This window comes from Pantoea sp. PNA 03-3 (genome assembly GCF_003201175.1).
In the GTDB taxonomy this organism is placed as follows: Bacteria; Pseudomonadota; Gammaproteobacteria; order Enterobacterales; family Enterobacteriaceae; genus Pantoea; species Pantoea stewartii.
Genome location: NZ_QICO01000002.1, coordinates 256371 through 279207, shown reverse-complemented (window position 1 = coordinate 279207; position 22837 = coordinate 256371). Strand labels below are relative to the sequence as shown.

Annotated in this window: 17 protein-coding genes and 2 pseudogenes; 9 read left to right on the top strand and 10 right to left on the bottom strand. The window is 53.0% G+C overall.

The window, feature by feature from the left end; all coding sequences use genetic code 11:
* Positions 1 to 17: 17 nt before the first annotated feature.
* On the top strand, positions 18 to 1358 hold the full coding sequence (locus C7433_RS07615; RefSeq protein WP_033740150.1) for an aspartate aminotransferase family protein: 1341 nt from the start codon (positions 18 to 20) through the stop codon (positions 1356 to 1358).
* A 164-nt stretch (positions 1359 to 1522) separates the two neighbouring features.
* On the opposite strand, the gene C7433_RS07610 is transcribed toward C7433_RS07615, so the two are convergent.
* The 8 genes and pseudogenes from C7433_RS07610 to C7433_RS07570 all read right to left on the bottom strand — a co-directional run bounded on the left by C7433_RS07610 (position 1523) and on the right by C7433_RS07570 (position 10241).
* Positions 1523 to 4030: a hypothetical protein gene (locus C7433_RS07610; RefSeq protein WP_110267895.1), complete on the bottom strand. Its 2508-nt coding sequence runs from the start codon at positions 4028 to 4030 to the stop codon at positions 1523 to 1525.
* A gap of 30 nt (positions 4031 to 4060) precedes the next feature.
* Positions 4061 to 5140, bottom strand: a complete 1080-nt coding sequence (locus C7433_RS07605) for a glycoside hydrolase family 105 protein (RefSeq protein ID WP_054634559.1) — start codon at positions 5138 to 5140, stop codon at positions 4061 to 4063.
* 344 nt (positions 5141 to 5484) lie between these two features.
* Positions 5485 to 6246: a 2-dehydro-3-deoxy-D-gluconate 5-dehydrogenase KduD gene (gene kduD, locus C7433_RS07595; protein WP_110267894.1), complete on the bottom strand. Its 762-nt coding sequence runs from the start codon at positions 6244 to 6246 to the stop codon at positions 5485 to 5487.
* A 54-nt stretch (positions 6247 to 6300) separates the two neighbouring features.
* Positions 6301 to 7137 carry a 5-dehydro-4-deoxy-D-glucuronate isomerase gene (gene kduI, locus C7433_RS07590; protein ID WP_110267893.1) on the bottom strand — a complete coding sequence of 279 codons (837 nt, stop codon included), beginning with the start codon at positions 7135 to 7137 and terminating at the stop codon, positions 6301 to 6303.
* 479 nt (positions 7138 to 7616) lie between these two features.
* Entirely contained in the window at positions 7617 to 8159 is a 543-nt protein-coding gene (locus C7433_RS07585) for a hypothetical protein (protein WP_058708695.1), read from the bottom strand.
* 69 nt (positions 8160 to 8228) lie between these two features.
* A pseudogene (locus C7433_RS24105) lies at positions 8229 to 8609 on the bottom strand (hypothetical protein); the annotation flags it as partial.
* Between the two features lie 67 nt (positions 8610 to 8676).
* Positions 8677 to 9273 (bottom strand): hypothetical protein, encoded by a 597-nt coding sequence (locus C7433_RS07575; RefSeq protein WP_110267892.1) that lies wholly within the window; start codon positions 9271 to 9273, stop codon positions 8677 to 8679.
* A gap of 9 nt (positions 9274 to 9282) precedes the next feature.
* A pseudogene (locus tag C7433_RS07570) lies at positions 9283 to 10241 on the bottom strand (hypothetical protein).
* A gap of 501 nt (positions 10242 to 10742) precedes the next feature.
* On the opposite strand from C7433_RS07570, the gene C7433_RS07565 reads away from it, so the two are divergent.
* Positions 10743 to 12479, top strand: a complete 1737-nt coding sequence (locus C7433_RS07565; protein WP_054688189.1) for an ABC transporter permease subunit — start codon at positions 10743 to 10745, stop codon at positions 12477 to 12479.
* A 10-nt stretch (positions 12480 to 12489) separates the two neighbouring features.
* The gene (locus tag C7433_RS07560; RefSeq protein ID WP_033740160.1) at positions 12490 to 13827 is read left to right on the top strand and encodes an AAA-associated domain-containing protein; all 1338 of its coding nucleotides are present in this window, start codon (positions 12490 to 12492) and stop codon (positions 13825 to 13827) included.
* A gap of 135 nt (positions 13828 to 13962) precedes the next feature.
* Here the strand turns inward: C7433_RS07560 and C7433_RS07555 are convergent, their stop codons facing one another.
* Complete coding sequence (locus C7433_RS07555; RefSeq protein WP_110267891.1) at positions 13963 to 15216, bottom strand: enolase C-terminal domain-like protein; 1254 nt, start codon at positions 15214 to 15216, stop codon at positions 13963 to 13965.
* A gap of 325 nt (positions 15217 to 15541) precedes the next feature.
* On the opposite strand from C7433_RS07555, the gene C7433_RS07550 reads away from it, so the two are divergent.
* From C7433_RS07550 to C7433_RS07535, 4 genes are all read left to right on the top strand, one after another.
* Positions 15542 to 16309 carry an SDR family oxidoreductase gene (locus C7433_RS07550; protein WP_039338810.1) on the top strand — a complete coding sequence of 256 codons (768 nt, stop codon included), beginning with the start codon at positions 15542 to 15544 and terminating at the stop codon, positions 16307 to 16309.
* 42 nt (positions 16310 to 16351) lie between these two features.
* Positions 16352 to 17380: an L-idonate 5-dehydrogenase gene (gene idnD, locus C7433_RS07545; RefSeq protein WP_039338809.1), complete on the top strand. Its 1029-nt coding sequence runs from the start codon at positions 16352 to 16354 to the stop codon at positions 17378 to 17380.
* A 141-nt stretch (positions 17381 to 17521) separates the two neighbouring features.
* On the top strand, positions 17522 to 18919 hold the full coding sequence (locus C7433_RS07540) for an MFS transporter (protein ID WP_033740166.1): 1398 nt from the start codon (positions 17522 to 17524) through the stop codon (positions 18917 to 18919).
* A gap of 102 nt (positions 18920 to 19021) precedes the next feature.
* Positions 19022 to 19762, top strand: a complete 741-nt coding sequence (locus tag C7433_RS07535; protein ID WP_110267890.1) for a FadR/GntR family transcriptional regulator — start codon at positions 19022 to 19024, stop codon at positions 19760 to 19762.
* A 50-nt stretch (positions 19763 to 19812) separates the two neighbouring features.
* Here C7433_RS07535 and C7433_RS07530 read toward each other — a convergent pair whose 3' ends face one another.
* Positions 19813 to 20481 (bottom strand): YecA family protein, encoded by a 669-nt coding sequence (locus C7433_RS07530; protein ID WP_110267889.1) that lies wholly within the window; start codon positions 20479 to 20481, stop codon positions 19813 to 19815.
* Positions 20482 to 20863: 382 nt separating this feature from the next.
* Between C7433_RS07530 and C7433_RS07520 the strand changes: the two genes are divergently transcribed.
* Positions 20864 to 22030: a serine hydrolase gene (locus C7433_RS07520; RefSeq protein ID WP_110267888.1), complete on the top strand. Its 1167-nt coding sequence runs from the start codon at positions 20864 to 20866 to the stop codon at positions 22028 to 22030.
* A 131-nt stretch (positions 22031 to 22161) separates the two neighbouring features.
* The gene (locus tag C7433_RS07515; protein WP_110267887.1) at positions 22162 to 22686 is read left to right on the top strand and encodes an RcnB family protein; all 525 of its coding nucleotides are present in this window, start codon (positions 22162 to 22164) and stop codon (positions 22684 to 22686) included.
* Positions 22687 to 22837 lie beyond the last annotated feature (151 nt).

Here is a 22837-nt window from a genome sequence, read left to right as displayed (position 1 = left end):
AAGACCAAGGAGTCACGATGACGGTACGTTCAACCATAATGGATACCAACAGCTTTCGTGCTGAAAACGCGGAAACGCTGGCACCGGACATTCGACAACTGACCGATAAGCGCAGTCAGGTACTGGGCGAGTCCTATCGGCTGTTTTACCGCAATCCGGTGCATCTGGTGCGCGGAAAGGGCCAGTATCTGTGGGATAAGGCGGGCAATCAGTATCTGGATATGTATAACAACGTTGCCAGTATTGGTCACTGTCATCCGGCGGTCGTGGATGCCGTACATAAACAGATGATGCAGTTAAACACCCATACGCGCTATCTGCATGAATCGATCCTTGCGTACAGCGATCGCATTCTGGCCACGATGCCGGCCGAGATCGATCGGGCCATGTATATGTGTACCGGATCTGAGGCAAACGATCTGGCGATCCGCATTGCCCAGTGCTGGAGCGGTGGTACGGGCATCATCGTGTCCAAAGAAGCCTATCACGGCACCAGTGCGCTTACCTCCGGCGTTTCGCCCGCGCTGGGCAGCGGTCAGCCGTTATCACCGCATACACGGCTGGTGGCCCCGCCGGACTTTTATCGCATTCAGACGGCGGATCAGGGTGCCTGGTTTGCGCAGGAAATTCAGAAGCAAATCGATGATATGGCTGCGCACGGCATTAAATTTGCGGGGTTCCTGGCCGACTCGATTTTCTCGTCAGACGGCGTTTTACCCGGTCAGCCCGGCTTTTTAAAACCGGCGATTGATGTGGTGCATCAGAATGGCGGCATTTTTATTGCCGATGAAGTGCAGCCTGGCTTTGCCCGCACCGGCGAGGCGTTCTGGGGCTTTGCCCGACACGGCGTGGTTCCGGATGTCGTAACTACCGGCAAACCGATGGGGAACGGCATTCCGGTCTCGGGGCTGATGGCGAAAGCGCCGGTCATGGCGGCGTTTAGCGATGCGCTACCTTACTTTAATACCTTTGGTGGTAACCCGGTCTCCATGGCGGCGGCGCACGCGGTGATGGATGTCATTGAACAGGAAGAACTTCAGGCGCACAGCCTGAAAACCGGCGCTGCACTGCTGGCGGCGCTGCAATCCCTGCAGGCAACGTATCCGTGCATCGGTGAAGTCCGTGGGGCAGGGCTGTTTATCGGCTTTGAGCTGGTGAAGGACAGAGAAAGCAAAGCGCCTGACAAACGTCTGGCACTCGATCTGGTGGAGGCGTTACGTGAGGCCTTTGTGCTGACCTCCGTTGCCGGACCATACGGTAACGTGCTGAAAATCCGCCCACCGCTCTGTTTCCAGACGCACGATATCGACTGGGTGGTCAGTGCCATGGATCGCTGCCTGAGGAAATTACAGAGCTGAACGCCATCCCAAAAAAACAGGGACCACGCAGACGGAACGCAACCTGTCTGCGGCATACAGGCTCATCCGTTTGCAGCGCCAGAGAAAAATCCTCTGGCGCTGAGCTTCCTGTCCTTTACATGGCCGCGCAGGCCTGGCCGCCGCCGGGCCTGCGCATTCTCAGCTTAAGTGTGGGCGCCCGAAGGCAACTCCAGTTCATGGCTTTCCCCCGCAAGGGTCCAGCTGTCAGGATCCAGCAACCGGCCCTGGCCAAAGACACAACCATTCGGCTGGAAGAACACGTCGCCGTAAAGGGGATCGTTCACGCAAATCGTGCCGTCCTCACGCTGTTCGACACTAATCTGGGCGAAGCGCGAGTCAAATTCTTCCAACGTGCTGAGTTGCGGATCGTCATTCAGACGAATCAGCCAGCAGGTCTCTTTTCCCGCTAAGCGGGCTTCACAGTGCTGCGCGGGACCGCGGGTTGTCAGCCGGAAAGGCTGGTTGCCCGAAATCTGCACCATGCCGTTACCGCTGCGGAGCAAAATGCGTTGCTCACAGACGCGCATCTCATCGAAATAGCGCTGCGGCAGCCAGGCATGGGTAAAATCGGGCTGATCGTCATGAACGTTGAACATCACGATGGCCAGGCCACGATATTGCTGAACGCGCGGCAATGTGCCACATCCTCCCCAGTACGAAGGGCGACCAAAACCGCCGTGCAGCTTTTCGCCCGGATGATTGATCCAGATTTGCGCCTCAGGCACGTCGCCAATCCTTAAATGAATCGGGGTTTCCTGATAACCCCACTCGCCCCAGCGGTAACCGGCAAGCGAACCCATAGCCGCGTGGCGGGTTTTATAGTGATAAAGGCGGGCAATGCGGTTTTTCCCCTGAGCAAAATACCATTCCTGCGCGGTGTCACCCTGCCAGCAGGCGACCTTTGCCTGGCCGGGCGGAAGGGGTAATTTTTTCTGCTGCAACAGCAGGGCCAGCTGCGGCAGGGCATGGAAGCGGCAGCCGTAGTAACCTTTTCCCCACAGCAGGCGAGAGATCGCCGACAGCTCCAGCGAGCGGCCTGCGCACAGCGTGTGCTCATAGGAACGTCCCTGCGAGGCGGTCAGCATGCCCTGATGTGATGAGCGGGCGAGCTGCTCCAGCAGGCGCAATATGGCCCGCTGGCTGCGCGTCACGATGTCCGCATCTTCTGCCAGGGCGGCAAGGGCGCTCAGACCTTTCAGGTCTATCGGGAAGTACGGTGCTGAATTCCACTCGGCCATCTCGCACTGCTCGAAATGATCGAGCCAGGCCCGCACGCGCGCCAGACCGGCTGCGGCCTGCTCACGGCCCGTTCGCCCAGATCGGATAAACGTCGCGTCAGGAAAGGCGCTGCCTGCCAGGTATGCGGCGGTATGAAACAGCAGGGCATGATTTTCTGAGAAGTACCACTGCACGTCATTACCCGGTTCATCCATCCAGTAGCGGAAGCCTAAAATGGCCCGATCGATTTTTTCCCGTGTGGCGCTGGCCAGGCGATCGGCCCACTGGATCCGGCACCAGAGCAGCGGCACCAGGGTAAAGTCGGCGCAGTCGTGACAGGCTTCAACGGAAGGCAGAACGCCTTCCAGCATCGACTGGGTTTCCGCGTCATCCATCCCGCAGGCTAAGCGTGCCAGCGCTTTTACACTGCTGTACTCGCCGTGCAGCGCAACGTGCCTCAGGGCTTCTTCTGCCCTGGCTGCCAAAGTGTCAGGCACCTGCGCCTGGCGTTCAGCGTGGCAGATTTCGACGCCCAGCGTGCGGGTGATGTGGAAAGCGCCTTTTTTCAGGCTGACAGCAAAACGGCGAAAATCGGCGGGCAATGTGTCGCTCTCGGCGAGCGTGACGGCCCCTTCGCCTTTCTCCAGAACGGTACGAAGCCGCACCGGCTCATCCAGCGAAATAAAATCGCCGGAAACCAAAACGTTCAGGTCGAAAGTGTCTGTCGCAGGGGACGGGAAACACAGGCGAACCGGCCCCTGCGTATAAGTCGGTTGTTCAAATGCCATCCCTTCCAGCATCGACTCCATATGCCGTACCTGTTCTGCCTCCGCCGGCACCGCCAGCGCAACCTGAAGCGGATCCCCCTCGACGTAATCCAGCTGGAAAAAGAAGCGGACATCGCGTTCGGCCAGATCGTCAAACCAGATGCGAAGCGTATTTAACCCGGCCTGAAGGTTAAGCGTAAATTCAACCTGGCTTTCCAGGTTGCGCTGATAATCGGCCAGCCAGGCAACCTCCTCGCCGTTCAGGGTGACCAGTGCTGCGCCACAGGTGGTCAGGCGAAAACGACGGCTGCCGGGCGCGGCTGCGACCAGACAGGTTTCCGCCTGTGCGCCAATGCGGGTGGCGCGAAACCAAAACCCCGACAAATCGACCCGATCGGACCCAAAAGGAAACCACCAGTTTGTCAGCGTGCGGTCGCCAAACGGACAGGGTTTTTTGCCGGCGAACTGTTTTTGAAATTCAGTACGGCAGGGATAGGTATGCGGAATAAAGTTTTTATGTTTGCTCAGAAAGAAAAAAGGATCCATCTCGCCCGACATGGGAACATCGTCCACGTCATAGGGTTGTGGAGCCACTGCCGAGAGCTGCCAGTAGCGCACAGCATCTCGTTGTTGCAGCGGAAAGTGACAATAGGTTGTCTGCGTCATAATTCGATTCTCCTGGTGTCAGCGTTATTATTATTTTTGGGTGTGCCTTAACCCTTCGGTCAGGCATAAGATGGCCAGCGCCTGACCGTAGCCGGTCGGCTGAAGCGGAATGTCTTTATAAAATTGCAGGGTTCTTCCCATGCGGGTGCCATAAGACACATTGTGCACGGTGCCCTCGTCATCAATATTTCGCTGCACGGCTTCCAGCGCGCGCAACCCTGCCTGTAACCAACGGTCATCGCCATAGCCCAGACGCGCGCCTTTTAACAGCCCATAGCCAAACCCGGCCGTGGCCGAGATTTCTTCGTAGCTGTCGGGATGATCGAGTAGGGTGTGCCACGCGCCCTGCGGGGATTGCAGATCGATGAGGGTATTCACCTGCGTTTTCAGGCACGCCAGCAGATAGTCACGTACGCCACCGCGAAGCGCGGTCAGTTCCAGAAACTCAATAATGCCAACGGTGATCCAGGCATTGCCGCGCGCCCAGCGGGCGTGAGCAAAATTATTCTTCTCGGCGAAGCTCCAGCCGTGAAACCATAAACCGGTTTGCGGATCGTTAAGATAGCGGGCATGCAGTAAAAACTGACGCACGGCTTCCTCCACCAGTTCCTGCCGCCCGGCGACCATGCCGTAGTGGCCAAGAAACAGCACCACCATAAACAGCGTATCATCCCAGATTTCCATGGGATTAATGCCGTCGGACACGACGTGCTGAAACCCGTCCTCCGGCGTACGCGGCAGCGCGGTCATTACCCTGTTGGCCCAGTGATCCAGCACCGCTTGATACTGAGGATCACGATTGTGAGCCCACAGCAGCGACAGCGGCAGCATCGGTGCCGTGGTATTAATATTTAAGGGCGGCAGGCCTTTCTGAATATTATTCTGGAACCAGGTCTCAATAAGCTGGTAAATATCTTTGCGTTGCGTGAGTTCCCATAACCGGACGAGGCCAAATAATCCCACGCCCTGCGGCCATTCCCAGTTGGCGAAGGAAATATAATCTCCCGCTGTGCCATCAATATTGGGTTCGTTAAATCGTCCTTCGTCTTTTAGCTGTGTAAAACCCGTCAGTAACAGATTGAGTTGATGCTCAATAGATTGCGTAGTCATTGTTATTCCTGTGTTTTATCATTATTCCATGGTGATTATTTTTCATGCCTGGCCCTCGCGATTTACGCGATAATCGTCAGCTTCAAATGGCCGTGTTTAATGCTGTCCGCCCAAAAGGCGTAAACGTTTCAGGTAAAAAACAGCGTCCTCTTTTATTGATGCCATTATTACGTGGTGCGAACCTTACCCGTTTTTACGCGCGACGATTTAACACCGATATAAACTGTGTTGTTTAATCCGTGATATTTAAATAACACGTAACAAGGGCCAGAATATAATTTCCGCGCTGAGTATCAGTGATGCGCAATAACACCGCCACACAGACGGCGATGAGCGTATGCTGGTTAACGTGCCAGCCAGCCGCCATCCACGGCCAGGGTATAACCATTGATATAGTCGGATGCTGGCGAGGCGAGAAACACCACTGGCCCCATGACATCGTCCGGCTGTCCCCAGCGCCCGGCCGGAATGCGATTCAGAATGTCAGCATTACGCTGCGCATCGGCCCGGAGTTGCTGCGTGTTATCGGTAGCCATATAGCCCGGTGCGATAGCATTCACGTTAATCCGGTATTTGGCCCACTCGTTTGCCAGTAACCGCGTGATGCCCATGACGCCGCTCTTTGATGCTGTATAGGACGGAACACGGATCCCACCCTGAAACGACAGCATTGAGGCAATATTGATGATTTTGCCGCCGCTGCCCTGTGCGATAAAGTGTCGGGCCACGGCCTGAGACATAAAGAACAGACTCTTAATATTCAGGTCCATCACATCATCCCAGTCTTGTTCACTGAAGTTGATGGCATCCTCACGGCGAATCAGTCCGGCGTTGTTGACCAGGATATCGATACGACCAAAGTGGGCAACCGCGCTGTCCAGCAAGGCAGGGATCGCGTCAATCTTGCGCAGGTCGGCTTTCAGGCTCAGGAAACGTCGCCCCAGTGCGGTAACACGCGCCTGGGTTTCATCGGGCTCAACCTGGTTAATGCCTACGATGTCGCAGCCTGCCTCCGCCAGACCTATCGCCATTCCCTGGCCCAGGCCGGTGTTGCAACCCGTGACCACCGCGACGTTACCGTGTAGAGAAAATGCGTTCAGTATCATAATGATTCCTTCCAGGCATATTGCCTTGTGCTTACTGCATCATGCCGCCATGGGTTAGCGCAGATCGTTGACTGCGACATGGTCCATATCATCAAACACCTGGTTTTCACCGACGGTGCCCCAGATAAAGCTGTAAGCACGCGTCCCCACACCTGAGTGAACAGACCAGCTGGGTGAGATCACCGCCTGTTCGTTATGGATCACGATATGACGCGTTTCCTGGGGTTCTCCCATCATATGGAACACGCAGGCGTCATCGGCTATAGCAAAGTAGAGGTAGACTTCCATGCGGCGCGCGTGGGTATGACAGGGCATAGTGTTCCAGAGATTGCCGGGTTCGAGCTGGGTCAGCCCCATGCTGAGCTGGCAGGTTTCCACTACCTCGGGGACAAGGTACTTGTGGATAGTTCGGCGATTGCTGGACAGCGGATCGCCCAGCGTGACCGAGGCCGCATCCGCTGCCGTGACTTTACGAATGGGTAAGGTTTTATGGGCTGGCGCGCAGTTAAAATAAAACTTTGCAGGCTGGTGTGGATCCAGACTGGCGTACACGACCGTTTTGCTGCCTTTGCCGATATACAGCGCCTCGCGATGACCAATCTCATAGTCGTCGCCATCCACGGTAACTTTACCGGGACCGCCAATATTAATCATGCCCAGTTCACGGCGTTCCAGGAAGTCACTGACGCCCAGTTGCTTCGCCACCTCATTGTTAATCGAGACAGCCCGTGTGACAGGCATAATCCCGCCGACAATAATGCGATCGATATGACTGTAAGTCAGGGTGTAATCGTCCGGGACAAAGATTGTCTCGATTAAGAACTCATCGCGAAGGCCTTGTGTATCCAGCGTGTTGGCGTGCGCGCTGTGAATGCTTTGTCTGATATCCACGTTTATCTCCCGTTAAATAGAATAGTAAATGCAATACGTAATAAATGGCTTATTGATTCCAGTTGCACGCATCCTATTCGGCACACCAATGACTTTCAATTAAAAATGAAACGTTGTTTTGATTTTTTATTTTAAAGGGTGAGGTATGTCTGATTTTTATGCGTGTCCGGGCTTGTATGAGCAACATTAATTACGAGTTCTGTTACAAAAAAACGGGCCTGTTGCGATGAGTTGTATAAAACAGGCTTGAGAATTTCTGTCTGATGTAAAATGGGCATTATCGTTAAAAGCGTGTGCGAAAGGATTTAGTGGCTCAATTAAATAAAATAAATAACTTTCTTTATCTTCTACAAGGAAACGTCATTCAAACGATGTGGATGTGACAGTTTTGTCAGAACCTTCTGGATAATCGCTGTGGGAAATTCTGTAAGATGATAAAACCCATGGTTACCACGGGTTTTTATTGAGGTTTTAAAAGACTATTTTGAATGCGTTTTATTTCTGAGCTTGAGTTGCTTTCGCCAGACGCGGTTGTGCAAATAAAACGCATTACTTTTGAAAAAAAGATGACTGTTAAGGCACGATAACGCAACAAGAACAAATACCATGCCGATACAGGATGAAATTAAAGTAAAGGTTGTAACAGAACCGCCGAATAGCGCGGAAATTAGCGTTTTTAAGAAATAGATTGCCACTACCGCTAATGTGAAATATATGAGGTTAATGTATGTTTTTAGGGCGGTATGGTTTCCACGAGCGATTAATGTTAATGAGGGGAACATGACTAAGCAATAGATAAAACCAGTAACAATGACGCCTCCTGACAACGCTTTATCAGGCCATGCCATAAGAGAAAAAACAGTTTCCCATATAGAGGTTTGAGGGACAGTAAAAGCCAGAAGAGAGAGAACAAAACTGATCAGCAATGGGATGCCCATAGTATGCCATCCTATAGGCGAGACCATCAAATCCTTCATGTTATCTTTGAGCTGTTCGAGTTCATCGGCGTCATCCGTAGACATTTTTTCATTAACCATTTTACTAAGTTCAAGCGTTCTTTTAAGTTGCATTAGCATGATTTAATTAACTAATTAATTTACTGAAAAAGACTGAACGACGCCAGTCAAATACTTCCCGGACTGCGGGATAGTGTGAGGGTTCCTTATTGTACCTGTAAGCGCACTCCCCATAAACGCAGAGCTGTTAACAAACGCTGTGGCCAACTCCCGCTGAAGTGATTTTTGCAAGGCATCAGAAGGATATCGTTTAGGATAAATCCCTGCTTTTATAGCCGCTTTAATACCGCTGTTTGAGATGCCAGGATTTTGTTGCCGTATTGTTTCCTCAGTAATACGTCTGCGTTCAGCTCTACTTAGTGTTTTAAGCCAGTTAATCAGGTTTTCAGAAGACGTCGTTGCCTTCAGAACCTTATGCGTTTTATCAACGCTTTTTAAACCCGCTCCTGAACCAGATGATATCAAGTGCGGCGATTGTAGTGGTGCACCGACCTTATGAGCCGAACCAGGCCACTTTTTTAGTCTATTTAAAAGAGGTTGTTTTCCTTTTTAGTTCCAGTTGCTTTCGCCAGGCCCGATTATGAAGCATAAAAGCGCAGGACTTATAAAACATTTGACTGTTAAGGTACTTGAGAGCGGTCAGACTTAACGCAGTGCTTAATAATGCACCTGCAAAAGATAGCGAATAATTATTATTGCCACTCATTGATGAAACCATGGTGAGAAAGAGAAACACTAAAGCAGTCATTAATACCAAAAACAGGATGGAAATATAAGCTCTTAGTGCCAAATATATTCCGCGTGAAACCAGCATCATTGTTGTAAACAAGACCAGGGCATAGATAAATGCTGCGGCAATTATACCGATAAAGACAGCGTGTTTTTGCCACCCCATCAGGTCATAGATGAATAACCATAATGAAAACTGAGGCAGGGAGAAGCTGATCAACGTCAGCACCATACTGATGACTAAGGGGGCGCCAAAAGTATGTAATCCGATTGGCATACCCATTTTTTCTTTCATGTCATCTTTAATATGCTCCAGCTCATCAACGCCACTAATATTTATTTCTTTGTTCGTTTTTTCGCTGAGCTTGATTGTTTTATTAATGTATTTCATTTTGACAACTTATGTAGAGGGAAGTGACTGAATGACGCCGATGATATACTTCCCGGACTGGACAATGTTTTGTGGATTTTTTAACGTGCCTGTCAATGCGCTACCAGCAAACGCCGATGAATTCACCAGTGCAGACGTTAATTCACGCTGAAGAGATTTTTGTATAGCCTCGGCCGGATAACGTTTAGGGTACACACCTGCTTTCATGGCTGCCCTGATACCGCCATTTGAAATACCGGGGTTTTGCGCGCGGATGATTTCCTCTGTAATTCTTTTTCGCTCAGCGCGACTTAACGTTTTAAGCCAGTTGATGGCCTTTGCAGAAGAGGACGCTTTTATCACCTTATACGTTTCGATCGCGCTTTTTAGACCGGCACCCGCTCCGGCAAGCGATATAACATCCAGCGCGGTCGTTGTTGCAACATACCATGACTGTGAATCAATCCACGCGACATAGTCTTCCTGACCTTCGTAGATAGCATATAATCGTGCGCTACCGATGGCGCACTGCATACCTGTCGCTAAACCCCCTGCGATAATCATGCCTGCTACAATACCCGATGCTCCTGCTGTCAAAGGTACGGCAACGGCATAACCTATCGCAAGAAATCCCGTAATAATTAAGCACCACATGAAAATATTGTCGATATCATCTCGCCAGCCAGCGAAGGCTTACTAAGTGTTTCCGTCAGCGCCTTAATGGCAACCTGAGGATTTATAGCATTGACCTTCGTTATTACTACATGGCTAACACGACTTTTGCTGGCTTGAGCGTCATAACGCGAAGGCCGGACCAGCCATTGCTGTGGGCCGTCAGAATAGATGATACCGACCTGGCTAAAGTCCCGCAGGCAATCCAGACGATTCGCCAGTGCGTTAAAATCAATGTCATCAGCTGACACCAGCCCCATCCGTCGGCCCACGCCGTAATCCGGAAGAGAATTTGAATACGGTTGTGGTAAGGCCATTCGATCACTCCCTGATAATGAAAGGCAGGTTAGTGCCGTTAAAGAGTAAAGCGCAGCGAAAGGTGAGAGATTAAGAACAGTCTTAATAATCGATTCGTTAAGTAAATGGATTATCAAGACAGAGATGGCTTGCTGCCAGAACCTGTCGCATGCGCCTGTACAAAAAATATTAAAAAGGTTTATATTTTAAACCCTCAGTCTCAGCAACCACTGGCATCAAAAAACAGAGCAAACTGTGATTATGTCGTGGGTTTTACGCGCCGAGGATGCCTTTGTCGCGTAAGGCATGGGCGTAAATTGTTGGGGCCTTTGCCACATCATTCAGTCTGTTTGTATTAAGAAAAGGACAGCATTGCGCGTGCCAGCAAAAACCGGGACTGGGCTTTCATAAAAAATTAATAAAAACCCCGCTATCAGGTGAGCATACGTTTAATAATCCTGACTGATAATCCCTCACCTGAAATACTTCAGTCGCTCCGTGATGAAAAGAAGAGAGGGCTCATGAACTTCCGATTCACCATGCTGGCGGCTAACAGACGGTTGCTGCCAAACGTCTGGGATGCCGTGGCATTTCCCCTGATTATTTGCCTGATTGCAATGGTGGCGGTGGGCTTTCATCAAACGCTGATGCCGATTGACAGCCTGAAAACCCAGGCCATCTCCCTTGATCCGACTAATCTGCCGGAATATGCCATGCGCACCACGCTGCGGATGTTGGTGGCGATGCTGGCTTCACTGGTGTTCAGCCTGATCTACGGCACGCTGGCGGCCAAAAGTCGCCGGGCAGAAAAGGTGTTAGTGCCCATTCTGGATATCCTGCAGTCCGTGCCGGTGCTGGGTTATATCTCTTTTACCGTGACCTTTTTTATTGCCCTGTTTCCCGGGCAGGTGCTGGGCGTAGAACTGGCGGCGATATTTGCCCTGTTTACCAGTCAGGCCTGGAACATGACCTTTAGCTTTTACCAGTCGCTACGTACCGTACCGGCCGATTTGGTGGAAGTCTCACGTGGCTTTCATCTGACCGGCTGGCAACGTTTCTGGAAGCTGGATGCGCCTTTCGCCGTGCCGGGACTGGTGTGGAATATGATGATGTCGATGTCGGGGGGCTGGTTCTTTATTGTCGCCTCAGAGGCGATCACGGTGGGTAACAATACCTTTACCTTACCGGGCGTGGGCGGCTATCTGGCACAGGCGATTCTGCATAAAGATATCCATGCGGTGGGCTGGGTACTGCTTACGATGGTGATCGTGATTCTGGCTTATGATCAGCTGTTGTTCAGGCCGCTGGTGGCCTGGGCGGATAAGTTCCGCATGGAAAACACACGTTCGGGGAGTGCGCCGACCTCATGGGTGCGTGATCTGATGCGCCGTACGCGCCTGATTCACCAGATCTTTACGCCGCTGCGCCTGCTGCTGTCTGCGCTGGCGCGTATCTCGTGGCGCTGGCCTGCCTCCAGGTCGGTCCGGGCCGAAAGCAGCACGGAATCCCGCTCGCGTCTGGGTGACTTTATCTGGGGCGCCTTCGTCATTTTACTGACCCTGTATGTGGTCTGGCGGGTTATTACCTATGTGCAAATCGGTGTCACGCTGGCGGACGTGAAACATGTCTTCGGCCTGGGGCTGATTACGCTTCTGCGCGTCACCGTGTTGATTCTGATTTCATCGCTGATTTGGGTGCCGCTGGGCGTGATGATTGGCCTGCGTCCTGCACTGGCCGGAAAAATTCAGCCGGTTGCCCAGTTCCTGGCGGCGTTCCCGGCCAACCTGATGTTTCCGGTGTTCGTCATTATGATTGTGCACTTCAGGCTGAATCCGGATATCTGGCTGTCTCCGCTTATTGTGCTTGGTACGCAGTGGTACATCCTGTTTAACGTCGTGGCGGGCACCACCGCCTTTCCCAATGATTACAAAGAGGCTGCCGCAAACTTTCATATTCGCGGCTGGCAGTGGTGGCGTCAGGTGATGCTGCCCGGCATTTTCCCCTACTACATTACCGGTGCCATTACCGCTTCCGGCGGAGCCTGGAACGCCAGCATCGTGTCCGAATTTGTACAATGGGGAAATACGCAGGTCACCGCCCACGGCCTGGGGGCGTATATCGCGCAAACCACGGCCGCTGGGGACTTCCCGAGGATTATTCTTGGTATCGCCGTGATGTCGTTGTTTGTCACCTTGTTCAACCGTCTGCTGTGGCGGCCGCTGTACGTCTACGCTGAATCAAAATTCCGTGCTAATTAAGGGACCCGAGATGTTAAACAACCAACCCACACACCATGCAGACGTGTCGACCAAAAAAACGGACGGTCGTCAGGCGGTCCTGACGGTAAAAGACATTAAGCACGGTTACGATAAAGCGCACGGTGAAGTGCTGATTCTGGATGACGTCAATCTGACTCTGCAGGAAGGCGAGATAGTGGGGCTGCTGGGCCGCTCTGGTTCGGGAAAATCGACACTGCTGCGCATTATTTCTGGTCTGATTACGCCCGGTTCGGGTTCCGTTGACTACCTGGGCGCACCGCTGAACGGCCCCGCCAAAGGCGTGGCGATGGTGTTCCAGACCTTTGCGCTGTTTCCCTGGTTAACGGTGCTACAGAACGTAGAAGCCGGGCTTGAAGCGCTGGGCGTGGAAAAAGCGGAACGCAGAAAGCGTGCGCTGGCGGCCATTGACCTTATCGGCCTGGACGGTTTCGAAAACGCTTATCCGCGTGAATTATCGGGCGGCATGCGTCAGCGTGTGGGCTTTGCACGCGCTCTGGTCGTCGATCCCACCTTGTTGTTAATGGATGAGCCGTTTTCCGCGCTGGATGTGTTAACCGCCGAAACGCTGCGTACCGATTTACTCGATCTGTGGAATGAGGGACAGATGCCGATGAAATCGGTGCTTATCGTCACCCACAATATCGAAGAAGCCGTCTTTATGTGTGACCGCATTCTGGTGCTGTCCTCTAACCCCGGGCGCGTAGTGGCAGAAATCAAAGTGCCCTTTGGCCATCCGCGTAACCGGTTGGATCCGGCTTTTCGTCGGCTGGTCGATGATGTTTATACCCAAATGACCGCACGGCCTACCAGCGATAATGTGAAAAAGAGCCTCAGACTGGGAACGCGGCTGCCGCATGTGTCAACCAACCTGATGGCCGGGTTGATCGAAACCCTGGCAGCAGCACCGTACCACGGCCGCGCCGACATGCCAGAGGTGGCCCGTTCGCTGCATCTGGAAGTCGATGAACTGTTCCCGATAGCCGAAGTGCTTCAGTCGCTGGGCTTTGCGGACGTGCGGGAAGGGGACATCTTCCTGACGCCGCCCGCCCGGGTGTTTGCCGAGTCAGACACGCAGCAGCGTAAGGTGATGTTTGCCGATCATCTGCTGCGTTACGTGCCGCTGGCCGCCCTGATTAAAACGGTACTGGATGAGCGTCCGGGACATCGTGCACCGCGCGTGCGTTTTGAACAGGAACTGGAAGATTCGCTTTCCGACAGTGCGGCTAAAGAGACGCTGGATAGTGTGATTAACTGGGGCCGTTATGCGGAGATCTTCTCTTATAACGACCAGACCGAGTACTTTAGCCTGGAAGACGTCGAATTCTGATTGGGGTGGATGAACCGGTAGCGACTCGGGGGTACTGACCCGGTCCCTGGTCAGAACGCGAGTACGTTTCGTTTACAGGACCGGAGAGAATAAAGCAAAGGCACCCTGTTGCGCCTTTGCTTCCCGTTAACGGATTCAGGGACGCCAGACCGTGCCATCGGGCGTACGGGCCATCGTCCAGGTGGGGTTACCGCCTTCGCAGGGGTATTTCGCCGCCAGCGTTTCATTAATGTCGATACCCAATCCCGGCCTGTCATTAACGTACGCATAGCCTTGCTCGACGTCCGGGCAGCCGGGAAACACTTCACGCAGAGCATCGTTCATCGGCGTGTATTCCTGAACGCCAAAATTTGGTGAGCTCAGGTCCAGATGCATATTCGCACACACGCCGACCGGTGAAATATCGCCGGGGCTGTGCCAGGCCGTGCGGACACCGTTTAATTCACTGTAAACAGCAATTTTCTTCGCCGGCGTAATTCCGCCAATGGAACTGATATGGCAGCGAATATAGTCAATCAGCTTATTGTCGATCAGCGGCTTCCATTCGTTCACATTCACGAACAGCTCGCCCATTGAGATCGGCGTAGAGGACTGCTGGCGCAGCATCTTCAGCCACTCCGTGTTCTCTGGCGCAACCGGATCTTCCAGGAAAAACAGCTGGTACGGCTCCAGGGCTTTAGCCATATGAATGGCGTTAATCGGCGTAATGCGCTCATGCGCATCGTGCAGAAGCTCAACGCCAAAACCCAGCTTGTTGCGCAGATGATCAAACAGGCGTGGAATGCTTTTCGCATAGGCTTCCGGATCAAAGTACATGCCCGCTGTTTTGCTGCGCGGTGAACGCTTAGGCTGGATATTTTTCGCTTTGACCATGCGGTTCGCGATGAGCCTGAGATCGTCGGTACCGGCACCGCCATACATGCCCATCTGGCAGCGGATATACTGATAACCTTCCTCCATTTTGGCCCGGGCACTGTCTTCCACTTCGACTTCGTCTGCGCCATCGGTGTGCACATAGAGCGCAATGCCATCGCGACACTTGCCGCCCAGCAGTTCATAAACCGGCAATCCGGCCAGTTTGCCTTTAATGTCCCACAGCGCCATATCGACACCGGACAGGGCGTTATTCATGACCGGACCATTGCGCCAGTAGCCACTGACGGCGGCAGACTGCCAGATATCTTCGATTCTTGCCGGATCCTTGCCCGTCAGAAAAGGCGCCAGGTAATCATCAATGGCGCTTTGTACCGCATAGATACGTTGGGTAAAGGTGGCGCAGCCCAGGCCGTACAGACCCGGCTCGTTGGTTTCGATTTTAACCACGACCAGATCGATGCCGCCGGGCGCAGTCAGAATGGTTTTAACATTCGTGATGGACAGATTACTCACAATCGCTCCTCTTTTATCAGGCCATTTACCGCCACCGTCGTGCTCGTTGCTGCTCATGGCTAACAGGTATGTTGTCATACAACATGACTGTTTTATCACAAAGCCGGGTCGTTGCCCTTATTAGCTTTCGATTCTGTGATGGGGATCTAATGACTGAACTTTATGCACGTAGTTAAGATTTATTTTCTTAAAATACAGCATCCTAATCAATTTCAGGGTGAGGGCTTTGTGATAGACGCCTCATAACGCATCATTATGTATTGATTTAATCTGCGCATAAATTCACCTTAATAAGATAGTTGTCATACATATTTAAGGGTGGAATATGACTGCACTGTTCGATCTGACCGGGAAAACGGCATTAATCACCGGTTCATCTCGTGGGCTGGGTTATGCCTATGCTGAAGCCCTGGCGGCGGCCGGGGCACAGGTGATTTTGAACGGCACGCGTAAAGCGGGGCTGGATGAGGCGGTTGAACAACTCGTGGCAAAAGGCTATCACGCCACGGGGCGGGTATTCGATGTGACAGATGAAGGCGAAATTGAACAGGCATTTGCCGCGCTGGATGAGCAGGCGATTGCGGTGGATATCCTTATCAATAATGCCGGCATTCAGTACCGTAAACCGATGCTGGAACTGGCGCTTGAACAGTGGCAAAAAGTCATTGATACCAACCTGACCAGCGCCTTCCTGGTTTCACGCGCGGCGGCAAAGCGCATGATCGCCCGTCACCAGGGCGGAAAAATCATCAATGTCGGTTCGTTAACCAGTCAGGCCGCGCGTCCGACGGTTGCGCCTTATACGGCGGCCAAGGGCGGAATCAAGATGTTGACCTGCTCAATGGCGGCCGAATGGGCGCAGTTTAATATCCAGACCAACGCGATTGGGCCGGGTTATATCTTAACCGACATGAACCGTGCGCTGGTGGACGACGCCCGGTTTGATAGCTGGGTGAAAAGCAGCAATCCCTCTCAACGTTGGGGCCGGCCAGACGAAGTAGCCGGCACCGCCGTTTTCCTCGCTTCGCGCGCGTCAGATTATATCAACGGGCAGATGATTTACGTTGATGGCGGCTGGCTGGCCGTGTTGTGAGCCTTATTGACCTGCAAAGGGGAACCCATCGTGCATAGCTTAATGACCCAGGCCTGCGTGGCAAAGGGTAAAAAAGACATTGTGGTAGAAGAGCGCGAGCTGCATTACGCAGAGGATGACGTCGTGATAAAAGTGGAGTGCGGCGGCATTTGCGGATCCGATATTCATTATTATCACGAAGGGCGGGCCGGGTTATCCGTCATTCAGCATCCTTTTATTATCGGACACGAATTTGTGGGGCGGATTTATCATGCGCCGGAATCTTCTGCCCTTAAACCCGGACAGAAAGTGGCGGTTAACCCGTCGCAGCCCTGCGGGCGATGTGAATATTGTCAGGCCGGGAAACAAAATGCCTGCCCAACCATGCGCTTCATGGGCAGTGCGCAGTTCACGCCGCATGTGGAAGGCGGGTTTGCACAGTATGTCGTGGTGTCCGCGCAGCAGTGTGTGCCCTACGACGAGCAGGTTCCGGCCAGCGTGATGGCGGTTGCCGAGCCCACCGCGGTCGTCATTCATGCGCTTAATGTGGCAGGCAGTATCGTGGGCAAAAAGGTGCTGGTAATGGGCGCTGGCCCCATAGGCGCGTTAGCCATTGCCGCAGCAAAAGCATCGGGCGCAGCGGAAATAGTGGCCTGTGATCTCAGCGAGCGGTGTCGTCGTATTGCGTGTGAAATGGGTGCCGATGTCGCCGTGGACCCGGCCGATACGGCGGCCATGGCCCGCTATTGTGAACACCGGGGCTACTTTGACGTCACACTGGAGGCCAGCGGGGCAGAGGCAGCCATCAGCACCAGTATCCTGGCGACGCGGCCAGGTGGCACGGTGGTTCAAATTGGCATGGGAAAAAGCCCGCTTCATTTTCCCGTCGCGCAGATGCTGGTAAAAGAAATTAGCTGGAAAGGTTCCTTTCGTTTTATTGATGAATTTGCGGTTGCAGTGAAATGGCTGGAAAAAGGCATTATCGATCCGCGACCGATCCTGTCCGGTCAGTATGCGCATCAGGATATTGAAGTGGCTTTGCAGGCCGCCAGTGATAAAACGCAGCATTCAAAAGTGTTAGTCGTCTTTTAAGTTCATTCACAACAGCGCTGTTATTCAGCGTGCAAATAACTTTAATGATCAGGGCGAGTGAAATGCTCTCACGTCTCGCGTGGACTGCGCTCGCCTGTCTTTTATTCACCTGTCAACGCCGGGTTGGCCTCGGGGTAAAACATGAGTCATTCACATACGCGTACAAAAGAACGTAATACGTCTGATCTTGTCAGGGCCTCTGTTTCAGGATGGTTGGGTACCACGCTGGAGTTTATGGATTTCCAGTTATATTCCCTCGGTGCGGCTCTGGTTTTTCATGAAGTCTTTTTTCCCGGGCAATCAGGCGCAATGGCGTTAATTCTGGCTATGGGCACCTACGGCGCAGGTTATATCGCGCGTATTGTGGGCGCCGTCTTTTTTGGCAAAATGGGCGACCGCGTGGGCCGAAAAAAAGTGCTGTTTATGACCATCGCATTAATGGGCATATGCACCACATTAATTGGTGTGTTACCGACCTATCAGCAGGTCGGTATTCTGGCGCCTTTATTGCTGGTCGCGTTGCGCGTAATACAGGGATTAGGGGCAGGGGCAGAAATCGCCGGGGCCAGTACGATGCTGGCGGAATATGCGCCCAAAGGGAAAAAAGGCCTTATCGCTTCCCTGGTTGCCATGGGCACTAACTGCGGCACCTTGAGTGCCACCGCTATCTGGGCCGTCATGTTCTTGTTTTTCACTAACGAAGAGGTCGTCGCCTGGGCATGGCGTATTCCTTTTCTGGCCAGTTTTGTTGTAATGGGGTTTGCGCTCTGGCTGCGCTTTAATTTGAAAGAAAGCCCGGTGTTTGAAAATGTGGCAGCATCCGCAACCGTTACGCTCCGGTCGAAGGAAAGTCAGTCCATTTTTCAGTTAATTCAGGGGAAAGCGTTCTGGATAGCAACCGGCCTGCGGTTTGGCCAGGCCGGAAATTCGGGGATTATTCAGACCTTCCTGGCAGGCTATATGGTGCAAACGCTGTTATTTAATAAAGCGATTCCCACCGATGCCATCATGGTCAGTTCCGTGATTGGTTTTCTGACGATTCCCCTGCTCGGCTGGCTCTCAGACAGGGTCGGGCGGCGCATTCCCTATCGCATACTGACCGTCGGCTCGATCCTCCTGGCCTACCCGATGATTTCACTGATCGTCGACAAGTCCCAGGCTGTCAGCACCATTATGGTGTGCCTGATCGTGATTCATAACATCGCGGTGCTGGGCCAGGCCGCTATTGAAGGGATCACCATGGCAGAGATGTTTGGTTCGCAAAACCGCTTCGCACAAATGGCGATTTCAAAAGAAATTGGCGGGTTGTTTGCCACCGGATTAGGTCCTCTGCTGGCGGGGATATTTTGTCAACTTACCGGCTCCTGGCACCCGATTGCTGTGATGTTAATCTGTTATTCCTGCATCGGTCTGCTGGCGTCACTGATCATGCCTGAGGTGGCCGATCGCGATCTGACCGCAGAAGCCGATGCGGTGGAGGCACAGTCTGCCATCAGTCAGCACAGGGTGTCCGCGCTCAGCCCGCGTCGCGGCGAATAATGACCTGTTTTCGAACGGCGTGCTTTACGGTGTCAATACAGGACTTTGTCTGAAAGGATGAGATAGAATGGGATCATGTAGGACATCATATGAGAAGGTGTTGTGAGCATAAAATCCATTCAGAAACAGAACGTTGTTAACGAAGTGTTCGAGCAAATCAAGGCCCGGCTACTGGACGGTAGCTGGCCCGCTGGCGCTCGCTTGCCTTCTGAAGCGGAGCTGACACACTCTTTCAATGTCAGCCGGGTGAGTGTGCGCAGTGCGGTGCAGCGGTTGCGTGATCTTGGCATTATCATCACCCGTCAGGGCAGCGGCAGCTATGTGTGCGAAGATTTCACGCCGCAGATGCTGAACAGCAGTGCCAGACCGCTGATGCACCTGAGTCGGGAAGCGTTTAATGACATGATGGTGTTTCGTCAGACCGTCGAGTTTAAATGTGTCGAGCTGGCAGTTGAACACGCGACGGAAGACGACATTACCCTGCTTGAGCAGGCCCTGAATAACATGCTCATCAACAAAGGGGATTACAAGAAATACTCGGAGGCCGATTATGAATTTCATCTGGCGATTATCCGGGCTTCCCATAACAGTGTGTTTTACAACGTGATGAAGTCAATTAAGGACATTTACTACTATTACCTGGAAGAGCTGAATCGCTCGCTGGGTATCACCCTTGAGAGCGTGGAAGCGCATATTAAGGTGTTTATGGCGATTAAAAACCGCGATGCGTCTTCGGCAGTGCAGGTGCTGAATGACGCGATGAAGCACAACGTGGTGGCTATCGACAGGATTAAGAACGGCGAAGGTCTGTCACCTGCGCAGCCCGTTCCCACGCCGCGTTAATGTCATGTACCTGTAACAGTGAAGGGGGCCGGTTACCGGCCCCGGGTGGCTTAGTGCAGACAGCACTGCTTGTATTTTTTACCGCTGCCACACGGGCAGGGATCGTTGCGACCAGGCTGCTTTGCTGCCGTGACAGGCTGTTGAACCTGAGGAATCGCCTCAGGCTGCGCAATCCAGTAATCGTGCAGCGCAAGAGCGGCAGGACGAATGGCATCCATGCTGCTTTCCATCTCTTCCGGCGTTAACGCATCGACTTTTTCGAGGTTTTCTTCCTTGCCATGCAGCGCGATGACGTCCAGTGATTCGTGCAGTTCGGCAGGCAGCGCAGACCAGTCCGTCAGCGCTACGCCGCGCATATAGCCATAGCACCACTCTTCCACCACGGTGAATTCCAGACTTTCCATTTCACGCACGCCAAACAACGGCTCAAATTGCTCCGGAAACTCGGACAGGCGGTCAGCGATATCATTCATATGCTGAAAGCAGAGCTCCATAAAGCGCGTCATTTCGCGCTCATTGCTCCATTTAGGGATATGCTTTTCGCCGCCCCAGAGCGCAACCAGCCAGCGGCTGGGTTCAACCGTTGTCGGGCCTGACAGTACGGCGGTGAGCAGGCCATCCAGTTCGGACACATCAAGAATAGATGCTTCGCTACCGTATTTTTCCAGCATATCATCAAGCCACTGCAGCTCTTTCTCGCTTAATGGACCTTCTTTCATGGTTCTCTCCGGGCGTTTCTGGTTCAGCAGAAAATTGACTGCGTGTAAAAGCGCGCAGTGTACACGCTTATGCATCTGATGGCAGCGCCATCAGATGCATAACGCAATAAGGAACACGACAGAGGCATTCTCTCTGTCGCTATGTTACTCTCCCGGCCCCGCAAGGCCTGATGCCAGAGGGAACGACAGGCGGAACGCCGCCTGGCAACCGGATAAAGATTTAGCTGACTGTGCCGATATAAGCACAGCGGTATCATCTTGCAGGATCGCGATGAAGCTTTTCGTCAGCGCCCTGATACGACAATAAGACGGGCGCGAGGACGTGACCAGAAAAAAGACGCTCATCCGGACGTTATCCGGCCTGCTGACCGGATGCTGCGGTATGTTGACACGGTTCGGCATAGTGACGATCGGTGCGGTAGGGTTAACCGCCTGCGGCACACTGTCGCAAACGTCCGCCCCCACGGGCGACAGGCTTTATCTGACTCACAGCGCCTTCCACGATAATCTGGATGACCTGGTGCGCCATTACATGCAGCGCAAACAGGTCTCCGGCATCAGCATTGCCATTATCCACAAAAACGCGCCCACGTTGTTCTACAGCGCCGGCGTGACGGACGATGTCCATCGTTATCCTGTTACGCCTGATACCTTGTTTGCGCTGGGCTCCTTGAGTAAAGGCGTAACCGCAGAGGTGATCACGCAACAAGTCGATGAGGGGCAACTGCGCTGGGAAGATACGCTGACTACCCTGCTACCCGCAACGGTGGCATTGAGCCCGGATGCCCGTCGTATCACGCTGTTACAACTGGTGACGCACACGTCAGGATTGCCGCGCCAGGACATGGACCTGGCGATGTTTATGCAGTTCATGACTTATCTTCGCACGGGGCAGAATTTTTACGGCAATCTCGACGATGACCGGGTGCTCAGCTATCTGGCCGACTTTAGGGCACCCCGTCACCGCGTTCCTCAGTATTCAAATCTGGGTTATGCGCTGTTGGGCTATATCTTACGCACCCGATGCCACAGTGATATTGACAGCCTGGCCCGTCAGCGAATCTTTCGTCCACTGGGAATGACGCAAACGAGTTTTGTGCCTGAGCGCCTCAGCGGTTTCCCCATGCGGGCGCTGGGCCATGCTGGCGATCAGCCAAAGTTTATTCCGCGCGGCGATATTACGCCGGACTGGCGCTTCAGACGTAATATGATGGCTGCAGGCAGTCTGTACAGCAATGCCCGCGATCTCAGCGTCTATCTGCGGGCACATTTGACGCCCGGTCCGTATCCTGAAATCAACCGCGCGTTCGCCGGGGTGAATAAACGCGTATACCAACAGGGCAACCAGACGCAGAATATCGCCTGGGTAACGGACCGGCTGGAAGGGCGAAACATCACTTATCAGGTAGGCTATATTGGTGGTTATTCGGCATTTATCGGTTTTGACAGAGAGGCTGGCAATGCGATTGTGGTGCTGCAAAACGCGTTTAACTGGAGTAACTACCTGGGTATCACATTGCTGCTTAACCTGGCAGAAAAAGACAGGTAAGGTGTAAGCAGGAGCTGGAATACGTTGCGATTCCCTACACTTACCTTTATGAGTGATGGAACGGTAATCCTGTTCAGATTGTCTTCAGAGTGGTCTACTGTTATTAAAATCAATTCAATGTGGAAATTATTATGCGCAGGACTCAAATTGCTTTAATTTCAGCGGGTTTACTGTTCGGCTCGCTGAGCCTTATCCCTACTGTTCAGGCCGCAGGCGAAACCACCGAAAATGTGCCGCCGCCGCCGCAGGTTCAACCTGCTGCGCCTGCCAGCCCGTCTGGCGAGTCGAACGTACAGCCAGGCAGTAATGCGGCTCAACCCGAAACGGCACCCGTTCAGTCCCAGGCACCTGCGAGTTCTGACTCTAACGACGGTATTACGCCAACCACGCCATCGCATGCGGAGGGTAATCCCGGTAAGCCGAACTACGATCTCAGCACCATCATCATCGATTACAAAGAGCATAAAATCGGTGATACCGTGCCAGATAAATACCGCAGCAAGACCTATACCATCACGGAGTGGCAGAAACGTAACCTGCCTGCGCCTCAGCCCGGTACGCACTGGGCTTATATCAATGCCAATTACATCCTGATCACCGATGACACCGGTAAAATCGTCATGGGTAAATCAGGCGATATCTTCTTCCGCGGATAAGCCCGTCGCCGGACGCCGGCACGACGCAACCGGAGAATGTGAAATAACGGCCTCGTCACGGGGCCGTTTTTTTTGGTTTTATCAGGTTAAGACTTCTCAACCTCTGCGTAACGTGGCAACGTGTTTTGATTAACCGAAACGCAGGAGGCAC

What these genes read in the sequence shown, in the direction of transcription:
- C7433_RS07615 (WP_033740150.1), top strand. Translation starts at nt 18, where the DNA reads ATGACGGTACGTTCAACCATAATGGATACCAACAGCTTTCGTGCTGAA.
- C7433_RS07610 (WP_110267895.1), bottom strand. Translation starts at nt 4,030, where the DNA reads ATGACGCAGACAACCTATTGTCACTTTCCGCTGCAACAACGAGATGCT.
- C7433_RS07605 (WP_054634559.1), bottom strand. Translation starts at nt 5,140, where the DNA reads ATGACTACGCAATCTATTGAGCATCAACTCAATCTGTTACTGACGGGT.
- kduD (WP_110267894.1), bottom strand. Translation starts at nt 6,246, where the DNA reads ATGATACTGAACGCATTTTCTCTACACGGTAACGTCGCGGTGGTCACG.
- C7433_RS07585 (WP_058708695.1), bottom strand. Translation starts at nt 8,159, where the DNA reads ATGTCTACGGATGACGCCGATGAACTCGAACAGCTCAAAGATAACATG.
- C7433_RS07575 (WP_110267892.1), bottom strand. Translation starts at nt 9,273, where the DNA reads ATGAAATACATTAATAAAACAATCAAGCTCAGCGAAAAAACGAACAAA.
- C7433_RS07565 (WP_054688189.1), top strand. Translation starts at nt 10,743, where the DNA reads ATGAACTTCCGATTCACCATGCTGGCGGCTAACAGACGGTTGCTGCCA.
- C7433_RS07560 (WP_033740160.1), top strand. Translation starts at nt 12,490, where the DNA reads ATGTTAAACAACCAACCCACACACCATGCAGACGTGTCGACCAAAAAA.
- C7433_RS07550 (WP_039338810.1), top strand. Translation starts at nt 15,542, where the DNA reads ATGACTGCACTGTTCGATCTGACCGGGAAAACGGCATTAATCACCGGT.
- idnD (WP_039338809.1), top strand. Translation starts at nt 16,352, where the DNA reads ATGACCCAGGCCTGCGTGGCAAAGGGTAAAAAAGACATTGTGGTAGAA.
- C7433_RS07540 (WP_033740166.1), top strand. Translation starts at nt 17,522, where the DNA reads ATGAGTCATTCACATACGCGTACAAAAGAACGTAATACGTCTGATCTT.
- C7433_RS07530 (WP_110267889.1), bottom strand. Translation starts at nt 20,481, where the DNA reads ATGAAAGAAGGTCCATTAAGCGAGAAAGAGCTGCAGTGGCTTGATGAT.
- C7433_RS07520 (WP_110267888.1), top strand. Translation starts at nt 20,864, where the DNA reads ATGTTGACACGGTTCGGCATAGTGACGATCGGTGCGGTAGGGTTAACC.
- C7433_RS07515 (WP_110267887.1), top strand. Translation starts at nt 22,162, where the DNA reads ATGCGCAGGACTCAAATTGCTTTAATTTCAGCGGGTTTACTGTTCGGC.